Source organism: Sulfuriferula sp. AH1 (assembly GCF_002162035.1).
Classification (GTDB): Bacteria; Pseudomonadota; Gammaproteobacteria; order Burkholderiales; family Sulfuriferulaceae; genus Sulfuriferula.
On the sequence record NZ_CP021138.1, the window covers coordinates 728,153 to 744,427 of the forward strand.

The 16,275-nt window shown below is 56.9% G+C and carries 21 protein-coding genes and 1 pseudogene; all 22 read left to right on the forward strand.

Features of this window, described 5'->3' with window-relative positions; genetic code table 11:
- The first annotated feature begins 1 nt into the window (after position 1).
- The 22 genes and pseudogenes from CAP31_RS03815 to CAP31_RS03915 all read left to right on the forward strand — a co-directional run bounded on the left by CAP31_RS03815 (position 2) and on the right by CAP31_RS03915 (position 16,274).
- On the forward strand, positions 2 to 1,513 hold the full coding sequence (locus CAP31_RS03815) for a DUF935 domain-containing protein (protein ID WP_157662644.1): 1,512 nt from the start codon (positions 2 to 4) through the stop codon (positions 1,511 to 1,513).
- Complete coding sequence (locus CAP31_RS03820; protein WP_087446325.1) at positions 1,494 to 2,684, forward strand: phage minor head protein; 1,191 nt, start codon at positions 1,494 to 1,496, stop codon at positions 2,682 to 2,684. Before CAP31_RS03815 ends, CAP31_RS03820 begins: the two co-directional genes overlap by 20 nt.
- A 149-nt stretch (positions 2,685 to 2,833) precedes the next feature.
- Positions 2,834 to 3,109: a hypothetical protein gene (locus CAP31_RS03825; protein ID WP_087446326.1), complete on the forward strand. Its 276-nt coding sequence runs from the start codon at positions 2,834 to 2,836 to the stop codon at positions 3,107 to 3,109.
- Positions 3,110 to 3,129: 20 nt separating this feature from the next.
- Positions 3,130 to 3,264 (forward strand): hypothetical protein, encoded by a 135-nt coding sequence (locus tag CAP31_RS15135; RefSeq protein ID WP_255377126.1) that lies wholly within the window; start codon positions 3,130 to 3,132, stop codon positions 3,262 to 3,264.
- 124 nt (positions 3,265 to 3,388) lie between these two features.
- Positions 3,389 to 3,619 (forward strand): hypothetical protein, encoded by a 231-nt coding sequence (locus CAP31_RS03830; RefSeq protein WP_157662645.1) that lies wholly within the window; start codon positions 3,389 to 3,391, stop codon positions 3,617 to 3,619.
- 9 nt (positions 3,620 to 3,628) lie between these two features.
- Positions 3,629 to 4,147 carry a phage virion morphogenesis protein gene (locus CAP31_RS03835; protein ID WP_087446328.1) on the forward strand — a complete coding sequence of 173 codons (519 nt, stop codon included), beginning with the start codon at positions 3,629 to 3,631 and terminating at the stop codon, positions 4,145 to 4,147.
- A 250-nt stretch (positions 4,148 to 4,397) separates the two neighbouring features.
- Positions 4,398 to 5,501, forward strand: a complete 1,104-nt coding sequence (locus CAP31_RS03840; protein WP_189836637.1) for a peptidase — start codon at positions 4,398 to 4,400, stop codon at positions 5,499 to 5,501.
- 12 nt (positions 5,502 to 5,513) lie between these two features.
- Positions 5,514 to 5,888, forward strand: coding sequence for a DUF2190 family protein (locus CAP31_RS03845; protein ID WP_087446329.1), 375 nt, complete (start codon positions 5,514 to 5,516; stop codon positions 5,886 to 5,888).
- A gap of 40 nt (positions 5,889 to 5,928) precedes the next feature.
- A complete protein-coding gene (locus CAP31_RS03850; protein WP_223247353.1) occupies positions 5,929 to 7,005 on the forward strand; it encodes a phage capsid protein in 1,077 nt (358 codons plus the stop codon).
- 55 nt (positions 7,006 to 7,060) lie between these two features.
- Positions 7,061 to 7,264, forward strand: a complete 204-nt coding sequence (locus tag CAP31_RS03855; RefSeq protein WP_157662646.1) for a hypothetical protein — start codon at positions 7,061 to 7,063, stop codon at positions 7,262 to 7,264.
- Positions 7,264 to 7,689 carry a gp436 family protein gene (locus CAP31_RS03860; protein WP_087446331.1) on the forward strand — a complete coding sequence of 142 codons (426 nt, stop codon included), beginning with the start codon at positions 7,264 to 7,266 and terminating at the stop codon, positions 7,687 to 7,689. The genes CAP31_RS03855 and CAP31_RS03860 overlap by 1 nt, the downstream gene beginning before the upstream one ends.
- Positions 7,689 to 8,281: pseudogene (locus CAP31_RS03865) on the forward strand (phage protein Gp37). Before CAP31_RS03860 ends, CAP31_RS03865 begins: the two are co-directional and overlap by 1 nt.
- A gap of 9 nt (positions 8,282 to 8,290) precedes the next feature.
- Positions 8,291 to 8,485 carry a DUF2635 domain-containing protein gene (locus CAP31_RS03870; protein WP_087446332.1) on the forward strand — a complete coding sequence of 65 codons (195 nt, stop codon included), beginning with the start codon at positions 8,291 to 8,293 and terminating at the stop codon, positions 8,483 to 8,485.
- A complete protein-coding gene (locus CAP31_RS03875; protein WP_087446333.1) occupies positions 8,485 to 9,906 on the forward strand; it encodes a phage tail sheath subtilisin-like domain-containing protein in 1,422 nt (473 codons plus the stop codon). The genes CAP31_RS03870 and CAP31_RS03875 overlap by 1 nt, the downstream gene beginning before the upstream one ends.
- A 67-nt stretch (positions 9,907 to 9,973) precedes the next feature.
- Complete coding sequence (locus CAP31_RS03880) at positions 9,974 to 10,348, forward strand: phage tail protein (protein ID WP_087446334.1); 375 nt, start codon at positions 9,974 to 9,976, stop codon at positions 10,346 to 10,348.
- Positions 10,345 to 10,656, forward strand: coding sequence for a hypothetical protein (locus CAP31_RS03885; protein WP_087446335.1), 312 nt, complete (start codon positions 10,345 to 10,347; stop codon positions 10,654 to 10,656). The genes CAP31_RS03880 and CAP31_RS03885 overlap by 4 nt, the downstream gene beginning before the upstream one ends.
- A gap of 181 nt (positions 10,657 to 10,837) precedes the next feature.
- A complete protein-coding gene (locus CAP31_RS03890; RefSeq protein ID WP_087446336.1) occupies positions 10,838 to 12,700 on the forward strand; it encodes a phage tail tape measure protein in 1,863 nt (620 codons plus the stop codon).
- A 21-nt stretch (positions 12,701 to 12,721) separates the two neighbouring features.
- The gene (locus CAP31_RS03895) at positions 12,722 to 12,904 is read left to right on the forward strand and encodes a hypothetical protein (RefSeq protein ID WP_087446337.1); all 183 of its coding nucleotides are present in this window, start codon (positions 12,722 to 12,724) and stop codon (positions 12,902 to 12,904) included.
- A 59-nt stretch (positions 12,905 to 12,963) separates the two neighbouring features.
- A complete protein-coding gene (locus tag CAP31_RS03900; protein WP_087446338.1) occupies positions 12,964 to 14,193 on the forward strand; it encodes a DNA circularization protein in 1,230 nt (409 codons plus the stop codon).
- Positions 14,177 to 15,301: a phage baseplate assembly protein gene (locus CAP31_RS03905; protein ID WP_087446339.1), complete on the forward strand. Its 1,125-nt coding sequence runs from the start codon at positions 14,177 to 14,179 to the stop codon at positions 15,299 to 15,301. The genes CAP31_RS03900 and CAP31_RS03905 overlap by 17 nt, the downstream gene beginning before the upstream one ends.
- On the forward strand, positions 15,298 to 15,903 hold the full coding sequence (locus CAP31_RS03910) for a phage baseplate assembly protein V (protein WP_087446340.1): 606 nt from the start codon (positions 15,298 to 15,300) through the stop codon (positions 15,901 to 15,903). The genes CAP31_RS03905 and CAP31_RS03910 overlap by 4 nt, the downstream gene beginning before the upstream one ends.
- Entirely contained in the window at positions 15,903 to 16,274 is a 372-nt protein-coding gene (locus CAP31_RS03915) for a phage GP46 family protein (protein WP_087446341.1), read from the forward strand. Before CAP31_RS03910 ends, CAP31_RS03915 begins: the two co-directional genes overlap by 1 nt.
- Position 16,275 lies beyond the last annotated feature (1 nt).

Sequence of the window (16,275 nt, forward strand, 5' to 3'; positions counted from 1 at the left end):
AATGGCTGAAGACACTAAATTACCCCTGGATGCGAATAATGAAATCGCCACGGTTGCCAAGGATATTACCTATCTGGCGTTTCAGGGCATTTTGCGTAGCCGCGATGCGACACTGGAGACGCGTGGCGGTAATCGCAGCTATGCGATCTACGATGACATCGAACGTGACTGCCATGCTTACGGTGTGCTGCAGAAGCGCAAGCTGGCTGTGGTGGCGCGGCCCTGGCAGGTTGACCCGGCATCGAATGATACGCTTGACATCAAGGCGGCCGACATGGTTCGGGCACAGTTGTCAGCGATCGGCGTGCCGGCAGCCGATAACCCAGGTGACCAGGTGGTGATGGCCAGCAACTTTGATTTGGTGTGTTTCAACCTGCTGGATTCCATACTCAAGGGCTTTGCTGTTGGCGAGATCATGTGGGATATCGACGGCAAGGAGATCGTCGCGCGCGAGATTCGCCCCAAGGATCAGCGGCGGTTCAACTTCGATACCGACTATAAGCTGCGCCTGAAAACATGGAGCCAGCTGATACCAGGTGAGACAGTGCCGCCGCGCAAGTTCATCGTGCACACCTTCGGCGCGAAGGATGGCTCACCTTATGGCATCGGTGTCGGCTCCAGGCTGTTCTGGCCGACATTCTTCAAGCGCCAGGACATTACGTTCTGGCTGACCTATCTGGACAAGTTCGGTAGCCCTACAGCCGTGGGCAAGTATCCAGGTGGCACACCCGCTGAGCAGCAGAAGGATCTGCTGAATGCATTGGCGGCTATCTCTCAAGACGCTGGCGTGACGGTACCCGATAACATGGTGATCGAGCTGCTGGAGGCTAAGCGCAGCGGCACGGTGACTTACGAACAATTCGCTCGTTACATGGATGAGGAAATGACCTTTGCCGTGCTGGGCGAAGCGCCGACCTCTAAAGGCGGCGGTGGTGCTCAGCAGACCGCTGCGCTGGCGCGTGAGGAGGTGCGGCTGGAGCTGGTGCAGGCGGATGCCGATCTGCTATCGGCCACGCTTAACGCGACCTTGTCGCCCTGGTTAACGGCATACAACGTACCTGGTGCGCGGCCGCCGAAGATATGGCGCCAAGTGCAGGAAGCCGAGGATCTGAAGGCGCGATCGGAGCGGGACAGGAATCTGTTTGTCATCGGATTTCGCCCGACATTAGCTGAGGTAACCAAGACTTACGGCGGCGAGTGGGAGGCGGTACCGCCTGCCGTCGTGCGCAAGACTGATGCGCTGCCGGCAGCATTTGCCGAGGCTGGCGATAACGGGCCATTCACCGATGACTTGCTGGCCAACAGGTTAGCGGTTGAAAGCGCCAAGCCCTGGACTGACACGCTGGTGAAGATTAAATCCATCGTCGACAGCGCTGCCTCACTTGAAGATTTACGTGATGCGTTAATCGGTGCATTCGGTAATCTGCCGCAGGATGAGCTGGTCAAGGTGATGCAGGCGGGTTTCGCCGTTGCAGATCTGGTGGGGATGGCTGATGTCGCTGACGGCCAGTAGTCAATTCAACAAGCCGTTTGCTGAGCAGCTGGCGTTCTTCCGCAAGAAGATCAACCTGCCCAGCGAGCGCTGGGACGATGTCTGGCAGCAAGCGCATGACCGCGCATTCATGGTGGCAGGCGCGCAAAAGGCCGACTTGCTGGATGACTTGCGCAAAGCCGTCGACAGCGCGATCGCAGAAGGCAAAAGCATAGGCTGGTTCCGCAAGAACTTCGACGCCATCGTGGCGAAGCACGGCTGGACAGGCTGGATGGGTGAAGGCTCGAAAGGCGGCCGCGACTGGCGCACGCGCATCATCTACCAGACCAACATGAGTATGAGCTACTCGGCAGGCCGGTGGGCGCAGTTAAGCGACCCTGATCTGATCAAGATGCGGCCATACAAGCGCTACGTGCACGCGGATGGCGTGCGGCACCCGCGCCCACTGCATCAGAGCTGGAACGGCATCACGTTGCCGCATGACGACCCTTTCTGGGACTCGCATTTCGCACCGAACGGCTGGGGCTGCCATTGCCGTATCACGGCTGCATCCGAGCAGGACTATCAGGCTGCCAAAGGCACAGACAAAGCCAGCCGCCCGACTGGCTGGGACACGATCAACCCGAAAACAGGTGCGCCGCTGGGGATCGATGCAGGGTTTGGTTACGCGCCTGGTAAAAGCGGCGACGTCCCCCTGCGCGAGATGGTGTCAAACAAGCTGGTGACGTACCCGCCAGCGATCAGCAAGGCGCTGTCGCATGATGTGAACCGTTATATTAATGCCCATGACCAAGCGGCCGATTACGCTGTGAAAGTGCTGGCTGATCGTTCCAAAACAGAGCCGCTCTGGCTGGGGTTCGTAGAGAATGCAGAGGCAGTGAGCGCTGCGGCCGGCCAAGATGTTAAGGGTTATATGGTGCTGCTGCCGGATGAAGCGCCGCGCCATGCCGAGAGCGTGCACCAGTACGATGGCGGTAATCAACGCCCGCCTATCCCGCAGGATTATGCGCAAGTCTGGAAGGTTCTGGCCGAAGCAGATAGCCTGCGTGCAGGTGATCGATCAGCAACGGGATTAACAACCGTCGTCGCTGTCAAGAAAATCGGGGAAGAGGTATTTCGGTGTGTATTCGATGTGCGGCCAGGTAAGAAGAATCGCGCACTGGCGCTGTTGTCGCTGGTGATCAAGCGGTAAGGCAGATGGTGGCCGATGTCTGATTCCCCGACCATTACGCCCTAAGCGAGTCCATCTATCCGTTAAATATAGTTCAGTTTGTGAAATTGTGCAAACTGGTTTTCTGACTGTTATGTAAATTACATATTGGATACCAAGGAGATAAAGCCATGAGCAACGAAGAATTTAAAATGAACGCGGCTGGCGGGCAGTCCGTGTGGGCTGACACGTGGGGCCTACAGCGCAGGATACGGGCCGTAATGTGGCTCGCCATCAATGGAGCATTTGCCGCGATGCTGTGGTTCGGGTTCGTTGAAGGCGTGGAAGGCGCGCGCAATCTCTCGCTGTTCCTGGTATGGGCGAGCTTCATCATCTCGTGGGGAATGCTGGTGCCGGACATCCAGAAGGAACTCGCAAAGAAAGGCCGCTCGGCCCGAAGGCCATGAACGTGCTGTATGACCTCAGCGTGACATTCTTTCTCGTGTGGTTCGGCGCATGGGTGAGTGCCGTAGCGTATGCGATGCATATCGTGCTGAGCGAAGCGGGATGGGATGCGGCGCTCAAGAGTAGGGACAACGCAAAGGTAAGCGGCGGAGCGTAGCGGAGTCCGCCTTGACCACAGGGTTGGGCGGCATTTACAGGAGAACGACATAGACGGACGAATACTCACCTGCGTTTATTGTGGGCACGAATACCCGCAGGATACCCCGGCATCGGGAAGCGAAGTGCTTACCGAGCACATCAAGGTTTGCCAGCGGCACCCAATGCGGAAGGCCGAGAGCGACATTGCCATGCTGCGGGGCGCGCTGGTCGGTTTGATCGGAGCCGACAGCGAACAAGAACTGCGGCAGATGGAGGCGACCATGCGCGTGCTACCGGCACCGGAAGCCGATAAGGCGGTTTCCATCAATGCGATCCACGCGCTGCTGGCGACCATGCCGCCCAACACGTATTAGGCACCCATCATGATAGAAACCAAATGGAATGATGCAGACGTACTCGCTGCCCTGGAGCGCCTGGCACAAGCGACTGCGCAACCGCGCCCTGCATTGCTGGCCATTGGCGAGAGTCAGGTTGAGTCAACCAAGAAACGTTTCGAAACCAGTACAGCGCCAGACGGATCGCGCTGGGCGCCCAATAGCGAAGCGACCTATCTGGGTATGGTCAATGCATTCGGCAAGGGTAATTTTGGCAAGAACGGACGGATCAATGCACGCGGTGCTACGCGTGTGGCGGGTAAGAAGCCGCTGATCGGCGAGACTCGAATGCTGTCTACCCAGATATTTTATGAAGTCGATCATGATAGCGTACGCTGGGGATCGCCAATGGTTCAGGCGGCCATGCAACATTTCGGCGGTACCAAGAGCAAGTTCCCAAATCTGTGGGGCGATATCCCTGCACGGCCATTCCTGGGCGTATCCGAAAGTGATGCGGTGATGATTGTCGATACGGTCAGCGACTACCTGCGCAAGGTAATTGGCTAAAACGCGATTTAAGCGATTTAAGCCGTTTCATATATACCGTTGTAGCAAAAAATCAGGCGGCAAGATTTTAACGGGGGTTTAACGCCCTACATTCACGCGCATGTATCGCGCCGAGGATGCGTTTTTGGGGAGGAAATGGATTTTGCATTCCCAGCGCATTCTGGTACGCTAAAAAAGACTGATAAAAAACCCGCATTAACGGAACCCGTTCCGCCTTAACCGGCGGCGAAGCCGCCGTCACAATGGCGGCATGAATACATCCAAACCCATCCAGATCTTCCGTCCCGGCACTCATACTGCGATGAGCGGTGCTGTGCTTGGGTTTTCTGAAACCGATCTTGCTGCTTCGGCAGCGGCTTATGATCCGGCTAAGCACGAAGCGCCGCTGGTCGTCGGCCACCCGACGCATGATGGCCCTGCCTACGGCTGGGTGAAGTCACTTGGGTTCGCTGAAGGCGGCCTTGAGGCGCAGCCTGACCAGGTTGACCCCGACTTTGCCGAGATGGTTACTGCTGGCCGCTTCAAGAAGATTTCTGCTAGCTTCTATTCCCCTGATTCCCCAAACAACCCTGTGCCAGGCGTGTACTACTTGCGCCACGTCGGCTTCCTCGGTGCGCAGCCGCCTGCGGTTAAGGGGCTGCGTGCGCCTGAGTTTGCCGACAATGAATCCGGCATTGTCGAATTCGCCGATTGGTCTGACATGCAGAATGCTGGCCTGTGGCGCAATCTGCGTGAGTGGATTATCAGCAAATTCAGTCTGGATGAAGCAGACAAGGTGATCCCCGGCTATACCGTCGCCTCGCTGGAGGATGACGCCCGCAAGGAATCGCCTGACGAACCTACCCCCGCACCCTATTTTACCGAGCAAGCCAACCCCCAAGAGGAGATACACGTGACCCCAGAACAAGCTGCTGCGCTGGAAGCTGAAAACGCGCGTTTGAAAGCCCAGAACGCGGAATTTGCGGCCGCCGATAAGCTGGCCAGAACCGCCGCCATTCACACTGAAAACACCGCCTTTGCCGAAGCGCTGGTATCGGCGGGCAAGCTGCTGCCTGTGAATAAGGATGTAGCGATCGCCACGCTGAATTACTTCGCTGGACAGGATACGCCAGTCGAGTTCGGCGAGGGCGATGCTAAAAAGCCGATGGTCGATGCGTTCAAGGAATTTTTACAAGCGCAGCCAAAAGTAGTGGCGTTTGGTGAGCACGCTGCCGGCGAGATCAAGCAGGTCGATATGGAAGACGCTACGGCGATCAGTGCCAAGGCAGTCGAGTTCATGGAAGCAGAAGCCAAGGCTGGGCGCACTGTCAATATCGCTCAGGCCGTGGCACATGTCACGCAAGTTAACCAATAAAGGAGCAGCACGATGTCGAATGTTTTAACTAAAAATTTCGTGGCCGGGGCGGCGATCCTTGCTGCTACTCAGGTCAAATTCGGCGCGGACGACAATACCGTAGTACCGGCAACTGGCCCGACTGATTTGATTATCGGTGTTACGACTGACATTGCGGCGGCACTGGGTGAGCGTGTTGACGTGCAGATGATCGGTACTGCGTATGTCGTTGCCGGCGCTGCGGCTACGCGCGGCACGCTGGCTACATCGGATGCATCTGGTCGCGCAGTGACTGCGGCCCCTGCAGCGGGGGTGAATAACAACACGGTAGGCCGATTCCTGGAATCGCCCAGTGCTGCAGGCGATATGGTTCGCGTGTTGCTAAACCCCGGATCTGTGCAGGGCTAACCGCCTTCTGGGCTACCCATTTATTTATCAAGGATACGCAATGAAAAACTATTTTATGGAAAACCGTTTCAGCCTGATGATGGTTTTGGGCATTCTCGTGGCTATGGCCTTCGGTGTTATGGCGCCTGATCATGCTGCGATCGCAAGTGTATTTGTGGGTTTGAATACCACGGCATTCCCGGTCAATCCGCAGCTGACGGCTATCGCAATTGGTTATAAAAATCCGGACATCGCCCTGATTGCCGATAAGGCGCTGCCGCGGTTTCCGACTGCGAAAAAATTCAATTTTACGGTTTACAGCGCGGAGCAAGGTTACACCGTTCCGAATACTAATGTTGGGCGTAAATCGGAGCCTAACGTGGTTGATTTCGGTGGTACCGAAATGACTGGTGAGGTGATGGATTATGGTCTCGATGACGTATTGCCGAATGATGATATTCAGGCATTTGAGAGCATGCCTAAACCTGCTACCGGCGGCCCGATTGATCCGCAGTCTTTGTCAGCCATGATGCTGACCGGCCTGATCGAGCTGGATCGTGAAGTGCGCGTCGCAGGTACAGTGTTTAACGCGGCCAACTATGCTGCGGCCAATCAGCAGACGCTGGCTGGCACCAGCCAGTGGAGCGATTACGCCAACTCTAACCCGCTTTCAGCATTGCTCGGCGCACTGGATAGCACGCTGATCCGCCCTAACAAAGTGATTCTTGGACAGCAGGTATGGACGATACTGCGTCAGCATCCGAAGATCGTTAACGCAGTCTTTAAGACGCCGCAAAACTCTGGTTCTGTGCCCAAGGAGGCCTTGGCTGAGTTGCTGGAGGTCGATGAAGTGATCGTCGGCGCAGGATTCATCAACACCGCGCGTAAAGGCCAGGCCCCTAACTATCAGCGCGTATGGGGCAAGCACTGCTCACTGATTTACAGCTCGCTGATGGCGGCTCAGGCGGCGCAGCCTTGCTTCGGCTTCACCGCACAGTGGGGCACGCGGATTGCTGGTGCGGTTCCGGATTCTAAAATTGGGCTGCGCGGTAGTGTGCGTATCCGTGTAGGCGAAAGCGTGAAGGAAGTGATCAGTGCACCTGATGCTGGATACTTCTTCCAGAACGCCGTAGCTTAATCATTAACCTCAGACTGCCTGCCGATTCCAGCAGGCAGTCGTCAAGGAGAGAATCGTGGCAAAACCAAATAAAGGTGTGATGGTGCCGGTGTTGGTAAAGACGCCGGTAACGTATAACGATGAGTCGTTCGCAGCCGGTGATCTGCTGCAGGTCGATGAGATTCACTTGCAGCAGCTGCTGGATGTGGGGGCGGTTGAGCGGGTGAAGGACGCAGATCAAGGCGGCACGTCAGATTCGCAAAGTGAGACTGTGGGCTGATGGATTACGCTACACAAGCCGACATGGTGTCTGTATTCGGTGAGCGTGAGGTGGTCATGCTCACCGACCGCAGCCTGCTTGGCACGATCGATGCGACTGTGCTGGCTGATGCCTTGAGCCTGGCATCGGATGAGATCGATGCTTATCTGGATGGGCGCTATGCGCTGCCGCTGCCGAACGTGCCGCGCCTGCTGACCCGGATCTGCTGTGACATTACCCGCTACCGCCTCTCTGGCGGTGACGCGCAGGAAACCGAGCCGTCGCGCAACCGTTACAAAGACTCGATCAAGATGCTGGAGGCGGTGAAGCGCGGCGATCTGACGCTGGGGCTGGACCCTGCCCAGCAAGAGGTACCGACGCGCGGCGCCGTGCAGATTAATAACGGCACTCGTACATTCAGCCGCGACACGCTGGCGGATTACTGATGATAACCGAGATCGAAGACGCCATCCTCGCTCGTATCGGGACTGCCAACGATGGCAGGTTGGGCTACAAGTTTGCCTCGCTGGCGACTTACGGCGGGGAGTTTGACGAAGATATTAACCAGGTGATACGCCGCTTGCCGGGTTTGTGGTGGTGTATGCGGGTGGTGGCAAGCCAGTGCCTTATGGCACCCAGAAAGCCCGCTGGAAGATGCCTGCGACCTTTGCTGTGCTGGTGGGTGCGCGCAGCGTGCGCGGCGAGGGTTTTAGCCGTCGTGGGCTGGCTGATGCTGCTGGTGCGGTGCTGGAGGTGGGTGCGTACCGGATGCTGGAAGATGCGCGGCGGATGCTGCTGAATCAGGATTTTGGTCTGGCGATCGAGCGGTTTACGCCAGGCGCGGTGAAGACGCTCTACAACGTGCGCATGAACGGGCTGGCGATGTCGGTTTTCTCCCAGGAGTGGCATACGGCATTCATGATCGATCCGGAGCCGACCGACCCAGCCGCACCAGATTGGTTGCGCTTGGGCATAAATTATTACCTGCAGCCGGACGATGGCATCCCTGATGCGTCCGATGTGATTACCTTGGTATAGATAGGAGAAATGACGATGTGGGTTAAAGCAAATGCAGGGCTGAAGGTGCCGATGGAGGGCAAGCCCAATGATTATATTACGGAGGATGTGGCGATTGAAGTCCCTGATAGTGCGTATTACTTGCGTCGCCTTGCTGATGGTGACGTTGTTCTGGCGGATGCGCCCGTCGCACCCAAAGCAAGTACAAGCAAAGGATCTGAATAATGGCTAGCAAGAATATTGCCTTCAGCAGTATCCCGTCGAGCATCCGTAAGCCGGGAAAATATTTCGAATTCAATACCGCCCTGGCGGTACGTACCTTGCCGGGTAACCTGCAAAAGACGCTGATCATGGGCCAGCGCACTGCTGCCGGTACGGTGCTGGCCAATGTGCTGACGGATGTTTTCTCGGATACCGATGCGGCGACGTACTTCGGCTATGGATCGATGCTGCATCTGATGGTACGGGCGGCATTGCGCGCCAATCCGTATCTGGCATTGTCGGTGATCGCGCTGGATGACGATGCGGCCAGCCTGGCTGCCGCCAGCACGGTGACGGTGACCGGCACTGCTTCAACCGCTGGCGTGGTAACGCTGGGAATCGGTGCGCAGCAAGTGCAGATTGCAGTTAATAGCGGCGACCTGCCGGCGACGATCGCATCGGCACTGGCTACGCAGATCGGCAAGCAGCCGGATCTGCCGGTCACGGCGACGGTGCTGGCGGGTGTGGTGACATTGACTGCCAAGAACAAGGGCGCGCTGGGTAACTCGATCAAGATCTCGGTGACCAGCACTGTCGGTACCACCACCGTGGTGGCCACAGCATTTGCTGGCGGTGCGACCGACCCGCAACTGACTACGGTGCTGCCGACTGTATTCTCCGCCGGGCACAATATCCTGGTGTCGCCGTATAACGATGCGACAAATCTGACCTCGCTGCGCACGCACCTGGACAGCGTGGCCGGCCCGATGGAGCAGCGCGGCGCAATTGGTGTCTGCGGATTTGTGTCCACTTTGTCGACTGCAACGACGGCGGCACTGGCTAATAATAGCGGCCGCATATCGGGAATTCTGGTGCCTAATGCGTCTGACCTAGTCTGTGAAGTGGCGGCGTCGTATGGCGCGGTGTGCGCCAGCGAGGAGGACCCAGCGCGGCCGCTGAATACGGTGCCATTGACCGGCCTCACTCCGCCGCCAATGGCGAACTGGCTGTCGCGCACCGAGCAGGAAAACGCGCTGTACAACGGTATCACCCCGGCTGAAGTTGGGCCTGGCGGTGTCGTGCAGATCGTGCGCGCGATCACCATGTACACGGTAAATGCCAGCGGTATCCCGGACATCAGCCTGCTGGATCTGACCACTATCCGCACGCTGGATTACGTGCGCAAGGCCGCCCGTGAACGCATCGCGCTGCGTTTCCCACGCGAGAAGCTATCGGAGCGGACTGCGCCAAAAGTGCGGTCGGAGCTGCTCGATGTGCTGACCAAGTTGGAGGAGCTGGAAATCGTGGAGAACGTAGCGGCCAATGCAGCAGGCTTGCTGGTTGAGCGCGATCTGCAAGATCCGAATCGACTGGATGCGAAGATCCCAGCTGATGTGGTGAACGGGCTGCATGTGTTTGCTGGTCGGATTGACTTGTTGCTTTAGGCGTTAAATTTTGATGGCGATAGCATTGGTTTAACGCCAAGCTTACTATCCTAACTGGAGAAAGATTATGGCATTAGAAGAATACGCCGGCTCGATTGTGATGGAGATCGATGGTAAAGAGGTCGAGATCGCGAGCCTGAATGCGACTGAAAAAACCGGCCGAAAACTGGTCAAGACAATGAATAAAACAGGTCGAGCAAAAGGCTTTTCCAGAGGTATTAAGGAATACGACCTGAGTATTTCAGCTGTGATTCCGCTGACTGGCGATATTGACTGGGCTGCGATCGAAGGGGCAAAGATTACTCAATACCCGCTATCTACCGGTGGCCAGCGTGTTAGCTACCTTGATTGTTTCGCAATTAGTGTTGGTGAAAAATACACGGTAGACAATGAAGCCATGCGCGATATTGCTATGGGCGCATTGCGCAAGGTGGAAGAATGAGCGCCATTATCGTAAAGGGTACGCTGCCGATCGGTGTTGAGGTTGATGGGCAGCGCTATCGGGAGTTCGAGATTCGTTCCGGCACGCTGCGCGATGCCATCGCATTATCCGAGATTGACGGCTATCTCGATCTGCCAGAAAACAAGAAGCGTTACTCCGGGATTGCGCAACGGCTAAGTATCGATGGGGTTGATGCCGAGATGATCACGCTGGATTTGCTCCTGGATATGGTGGATCGTGATTTCATCGTTATCGATAATGCGGCGGATGAAGTCGAAAAAAAGCTCGATGCGCTGAGCAGCAGCTAAAGCCAATTCGCCAGGCGCAGGGGCTGCTCGCCCGCGCCGGGTTCGACCCGGACAAAGTGCTCGATATGAGCGAGGCCGAGGTTGAATCCCACCTCAGTGTCGTGCTTCAGCTTTCTGGGGCAAAAGCACATGGTGATACCACTACCAAACGCGTCATCAGCCAGCGCAAAAAGAAACCATCATGAGCGGAAAACTTGAACTAGAACTGATAATGCGCTTGCGTGATCTCGCCTCTGGCGCGTTCACCGGTTCACAGCGCAACATGCAGTCTGAGATCGGCCGAACTCAAAGCTCGGTAGATCTGCTCACCCGCAAAATGCAGGGCTACGAGCGCCAAACTTCAACGGCTATTCAAAAGAATGACAACCTGCTCGCCGGTGTGCGCCGCTTAGCCAATGAGCGCGGTCCTGTGGCGCTTATCAACGGCCTGCGGACGGTATCAGAGCAGGCGGCACGTGCGCAGCGGATGATTGAGGGAATGTCCAGGGCTGCTGCGGGTGTCGCTGCAGCAGGTTACGTTATATCGCGCCCGCTGAATCAGACGATGGATTATGGCATGCGGCTGGCGGGCATGGCCAATACTGCATTTACCGATCGTAACGCTGGCGGTCGTATTGCAGGCAAGGATGAACTGAATAGCGCTATTGTCAAAGCAGTGCGTTACGGCGGCGGTACCCGCGACAGCGCGGCCGAGACCCTCGATACGTTGATCGCCTCCGGTGCCATGTCGGCCAAGGATGCGATGGGGATGCTGCCGACGCTGGTGCGTTCTGGCACAGCTTCTGGTGCTGACCCCAACCAGCTTGCCCAGATCGGCATCCGTGGCATGCAGACCTTTGGCATCAAGCCGGGTGAAATGGGTAATGCCATCGATATGGCGATTACTGCAGGCCAGGCAGGTGGATTCGAGCTGAAGGACATGGCCAAGTGGCTGCCGCAGCAAATGGCGGCGGCCAAGATATCCGGATTATCCGGTACCGCTGGTCTGGCCAAGCTGCTGGCAGCGAACCAGGCATCGGCGATTACTGCTGGCTCGAAAGATGAAGCTGGTAACAACCTGGTGAACCTGCTGACCAAGATCAACAGCAGTGACACGGCAAAAGATGCTCAAAAGCAAGGTATTAATCTGTCTGGCACGCTGGCTGCAGCACGGGGCAAGGGGATGGACGGCATTGATGCTTTTGTCGCCATCACGGATAGCATTGTTGGCAAGGACAAGAATTATCAGGCGCTGCAGGGCAAGCTGAAAACTGCTCAGGGCGGTGATCGCAAGACGATACTTGAAAGCCAGGCCGATATCCTGCAGGGGTCGGCAATCGGTAAAATTGTACAGGACCGGCAGGCATTAATGGCGCTGGTAGGTATCATGAGTAATCGCAGCTATATGGCGGATGTGCAGAAGAAAACACTCGCCGGTGCAGGTGCTACCGAAAAGAATTTTGCTGTAATCTCGGCAGAGGCCGGTTTTAAAGCCCAGCAAGCGGGTAATGAAAAAGTATTTGCCACTCAGAATGCGTTTGAGAAGCTGGCGCCGATGGTGTCATCAACAGCTGACTGGATGACCAGTATGGCTCGTCAGTACCCAGTATTGACTGCTGCAGTCATGGCGGCTACTACGGCACTGACGGCTTTGGCTGCAGCTGCTGCTGCGTCGGGTGTAGCCGGGTTGCTTACAGGCAGGGGTGGCGGCGCGCTGGCTCAGAAAGCAGGCGGCAGCCTGCTCACCCGGCTTGGCGTCACTGCTGCATTTGCCGGTGGATCATCGCTCACTACTATGGCTGGGCTGGGTGCTTCCGGGCTGGCTACGATTGCCGGTGGGGTTGGAGTTGCCGGTGCAGCTGGATATGGTGTCGGTAGCCTGGTCAACAAAGGTATTGAGGGCACCGCGTTTGCCGACTCGCTGGGCAGATCTATTGCAAGGGCATTGGCCTTTATGGGTAGCGCTGAGGCAAGGCAGTCGCTCAAGGTTGAGGTCGACGTCAAAAACGGCAATATCGTGGCTGCAGTTAACCAGGCTAACGCACGTCAGGCGAGCCGTCATTAATGTTTAAATGGATGATTAGATATGATGCTGATGTTTGAGATTTCTCGTCCATTCCGAGCAAAACCGAAGATGGAGAAATATGGGATTTTATCACGGTGGATTTGGTTGTGGTTTTCAGTGGCATATTTGGATGCCGGATTCAATGATATTACTAAACAAATCCGCTTAGAGGAACGTGCGCGGATTGTAAATAACCTCTTGTAACCATCAGGCGGAAGCTCTTCCGCCTTAACCAGCCTCACGCGCGCGCGTAATCTGTGCGCATGGCCTGGAAAGATACCCTACTTGAAGCCTCGTTCAGAGGCGTTGTTTTCGACTGCATCAGTACGGATGACAGTGCGGATCGCGCTACGGCCGAGCATTCCTACCCTTACGTCGATGGCGCGGACATCGAAGACCTTGGGCGTGGTCCTCGTCATTTCAGTGTTGCGGCAATATTCTTTGGCGATGATTATGAGGTCAGGCTGCAGGCGTTCCTTGCAGCATTTGACCAGCCTGGTCCCGGTGAGTTTATCCATCCCGTATTCGGCTCGATCAAGACCGCGCAAGCGATACGCTCCAGCGTCCACCATGAGGCTGATAATGTCGACCAGGTGTCAGTCAGCCTTGAGTTTATCGAGTCCACCCCTAGTAATCCATTTTTTGACCGTAGCCTGCCATCGCAAAAAGCTGATGCCATTGGGCAGCATGGCGATGCGGCCACAGCATCTGCCATATCTGAAATTGGTAACGTGGTCGACAGGCTGCATGCAGCTAACCCGCTGGCTGCGCTGGATACCTTGCGCCAGGCGATGACCGGTCCGCTGTTGGCGGGTATGTCGCAGGTGCAAGGTGTATTACTCAGCGGGATGGATGTGCTGGCTTACCCTCGCGCATGGGGCAATGATGTTTCTGCATTGGTTGGTGGCGTGCTGGATGCGCAGGATTTCACTACCAATGTGTCGGCTGCATGGGCGTCGGTACAGAGCAATTTGACGCTGTTCGATGTATTCAGCGCGCCGCCCGCCAGTGTGCCGGCGCAGGTGAATGCAAGCGCTGTGCCGACTGAGCAGCAGGCTGTGGCTGCGGCAGCTGTCACTGTCAAAATCAATTCAGCTACCGGGCTGGCAAGCGCTGCCGGGATGTTGCTGTCTACCGAGTCGGCCACGCCGACGTTATCCCCGCTTGAGATCACTGCCATCGCCAATGCTGTGCGTACCAGCATTGAGAGCGCGATTGTCGATGTGCGCGCCATTTATCCGCTGGAGCAGAGCCGTGCGATTACCGAGCCATTAAAAGATCAGGCGCTGGCGATTCAGGATGCGGCGCGCGCGATTATCGAGATCCGGCCGCCTTTGATCGTGCGGGTGATGAATGCACCAGGTAATTTCCGTCTGATCGCGCATCGTCTGTATGGCGACCATACCCGTGCGCCTGAGCTGTTCCGTTTGAACAATATACGGCTGCCTAACTTCATCCAGCAGGGGGATAAGCTCAATGCCTACGCCAGCTGACAAAGTGCAGCTGCTGATCGGCGGCAAGATGCATGAGGACTGGGAGGACTACGATGTCGATTCTGACTTGCTGATCCCTGCGGACGCATGGCATGTCACGATGGGCATGCGTGGTGGCCAGATGCCGCCTGACGTTGTTGTCGGTGCGCCGGCAGAAGTGCGCGTTGGTGGCGAAACCGTGATGATTGGCCGGATTGATGATATCGATGATGAAGTCAGCAAGACTGCCCGTACATTCTCAATATCTGGTCGTGATAAGGCGGCCAACCTGGTCGACTGCTCTGCGCCTGTGTTTGTCGCACGTATGTCCAGCCTGGCAGACATCATGGCCAAGGTGGTGCGGCCGCTGGGTATCACCAAGATCCGCATCGATGCTGATGCTACCCGTACCCGTGAAAAAATCAATGTGGAACCGGGCGATAGCGCATGGGATGCGCTGTCGCATATTGCCGAAGCCAATGGTCTTTGGCCCTGGTTTGATCCGGATGGTACGCTGGTTATCGGCGGGCCGGATTACGCCAAGCCTGAAGTGGCCACGCTCATCCTGCGCAAGAATGGCAAGGGCAATAATGTCCTGAGCCTTGCCAAGCAAGAGGCGGTAAACGAACGCTACTCCGAGATTACCGTACTGGGTCAGACTCACGGCACCGCAACTGAAACGGGAAAGCATGCGCTGCGTGCTACGGCCAGAGACACCAACGTCAGCTGGTATCGACCCAAAATCGTGGTTGACCATGAAGCTGACAATACTGCCGTCTGTCTCGATCGGGCACGCAAGCTGCTGGCCGATAGCCGCTTGCATGGTTTTACTCTGCAAGCCACGGTTAAAGGTCACCGTATCGTCGCGCCTGGACAGCCTGCTGGTGGCAAGCTTTGGACGCCTGGCCAGCGTGTTCGGGTGTTTTCTGAGCCGCATGGTATCGATGGCGTATTTTTCCTGATGGCGCGTAAATTCAGGGGCGGCCGCGCTAGCGGGTCACGCACTGAGCTGACGCTGAAAGAAGATGGCGTCTGGGTGCTGGATGCTCACCCCCATAAGGGCAAGCATCGCCGTGGCAAGAATAGCGCACCAGGACAGATCATCGACCTTACTGGAGCGGCAGCATGATTAAGCAGATCGATGCCCGTATCCAGCGCGCCCTCGGCAGCATTCGCCAGGCATTTCGCGGCGTGCTGACATTGGTTAAATCAGGCGGTGCTGTGCAGCTGGTGCAACTCGATGGCCTGGCCGGCGAGCAGCTGCAGGATGCCGAGCTGTTCCAGCATTACGGCTACACCAGCAACCCGCCTGCCGGCACGATGGCCATCGTGCTGCCGATCGGCGGCAAGACCGCCCACGGCATCATCGTGGCCACCGAGCACGGCAGCTATCGGCTGCAGAACCTGCAGTCCGGCGAGGTGGCAATCTACACCGACGAAGGCGACAGCATCGTGCTCAAGCGCGGCCGCCTGATCGAGGCAACCACCCAGACGTTTACCCTCAATGCCGGCGTCGCCATCAATCTGAACGCGCCCACTATCACCGCCAACGCCAGCACCGAGGTGGCGTTGAACACCCCCGTGGTGGCCGCCAGTACCGACGTGAAGGCGCAGGGCGAGGTGATCGACCACGGCAACAAGTCCATGTCCAGCATGCGCGACGTCTACAACGGCCACACCCACACTGACCCGCAAGGCGGCAGTGTGAGCGCGCCCAACGGAATAATGTAATGGATGCCTGGATCAATCCGTCCACGGGTGACTATGAACTGAGCAATGGTGCGGCTTTGCGCGACCCTGCAAATGGACTAGCCAATGCCGTCTACCTGCGCCTGATGACGCCGCTCGCCAGCTACTGGGCCGACACCACGCTGGGCAGTCGTTTGCATGAGTTGCAGCGCGAGAAAGATGTGGCGCGTGTTGCGATTCTGGCTCAGCAATATTCAGAGCAGGCGCTGGCCCCGCTCAAGGCCGATGGGCGCGTGACGGACATAGCGGTAACTGTGGATCGCCCTGGCAATGGCTGGATGTATTTGTTCATACAGGTGACTGCCGCCAGTGGCGAGCAGTTGCCTTTTACTTACCCCGTTAAAGTGATTTAAG

Bases quoted from the DNA above. Each gene is read 5' to 3' on its own strand.
- CAP31_RS03815 (WP_157662644.1), top strand. From the start codon at position 2: ATGGCTGAAGACACTAAATTACCCCTGGATGCGAATAATGAAATCGCC.
- CAP31_RS03820 (WP_087446325.1), top strand. From the start codon at position 1,494: ATGTCGCTGACGGCCAGTAGTCAATTCAACAAGCCGTTTGCTGAGCAG.
- CAP31_RS03825 (WP_087446326.1), top strand. From the start codon at position 2,834: ATGAGCAACGAAGAATTTAAAATGAACGCGGCTGGCGGGCAGTCCGTG.
- CAP31_RS03835 (WP_087446328.1), top strand. From the start codon at position 3,629: ATGATAGAAACCAAATGGAATGATGCAGACGTACTCGCTGCCCTGGAG.
- CAP31_RS03840 (WP_189836637.1), top strand. From the start codon at position 4,398: ATGAATACATCCAAACCCATCCAGATCTTCCGTCCCGGCACTCATACT.
- CAP31_RS03845 (WP_087446329.1), top strand. From the start codon at position 5,514: ATGTCGAATGTTTTAACTAAAAATTTCGTGGCCGGGGCGGCGATCCTT.
- CAP31_RS03850 (WP_223247353.1), top strand. From the start codon at position 5,929: ATGAAAAACTATTTTATGGAAAACCGTTTCAGCCTGATGATGGTTTTG.
- CAP31_RS03860 (WP_087446331.1), top strand. From the start codon at position 7,264: ATGGATTACGCTACACAAGCCGACATGGTGTCTGTATTCGGTGAGCGT.
- CAP31_RS03870 (WP_087446332.1), top strand. From the start codon at position 8,291: ATGACGATGTGGGTTAAAGCAAATGCAGGGCTGAAGGTGCCGATGGAG.
- CAP31_RS03875 (WP_087446333.1), top strand. From the start codon at position 8,485: ATGGCTAGCAAGAATATTGCCTTCAGCAGTATCCCGTCGAGCATCCGT.
- CAP31_RS03880 (WP_087446334.1), top strand. From the start codon at position 9,974: ATGGCATTAGAAGAATACGCCGGCTCGATTGTGATGGAGATCGATGGT.
- CAP31_RS03885 (WP_087446335.1), top strand. From the start codon at position 10,345: ATGAGCGCCATTATCGTAAAGGGTACGCTGCCGATCGGTGTTGAGGTT.
- CAP31_RS03890 (WP_087446336.1), top strand. From the start codon at position 10,838: ATGAGCGGAAAACTTGAACTAGAACTGATAATGCGCTTGCGTGATCTC.
- CAP31_RS03895 (WP_087446337.1), top strand. From the start codon at position 12,722: ATGATGCTGATGTTTGAGATTTCTCGTCCATTCCGAGCAAAACCGAAG.
- CAP31_RS03900 (WP_087446338.1), top strand. From the start codon at position 12,964: ATGGCCTGGAAAGATACCCTACTTGAAGCCTCGTTCAGAGGCGTTGTT.
- CAP31_RS03905 (WP_087446339.1), top strand. From the start codon at position 14,177: ATGCCTACGCCAGCTGACAAAGTGCAGCTGCTGATCGGCGGCAAGATG.
- CAP31_RS03910 (WP_087446340.1), top strand. From the start codon at position 15,298: ATGATTAAGCAGATCGATGCCCGTATCCAGCGCGCCCTCGGCAGCATT.
- CAP31_RS03915 (WP_087446341.1), top strand. From the start codon at position 15,903: ATGGATGCCTGGATCAATCCGTCCACGGGTGACTATGAACTGAGCAAT.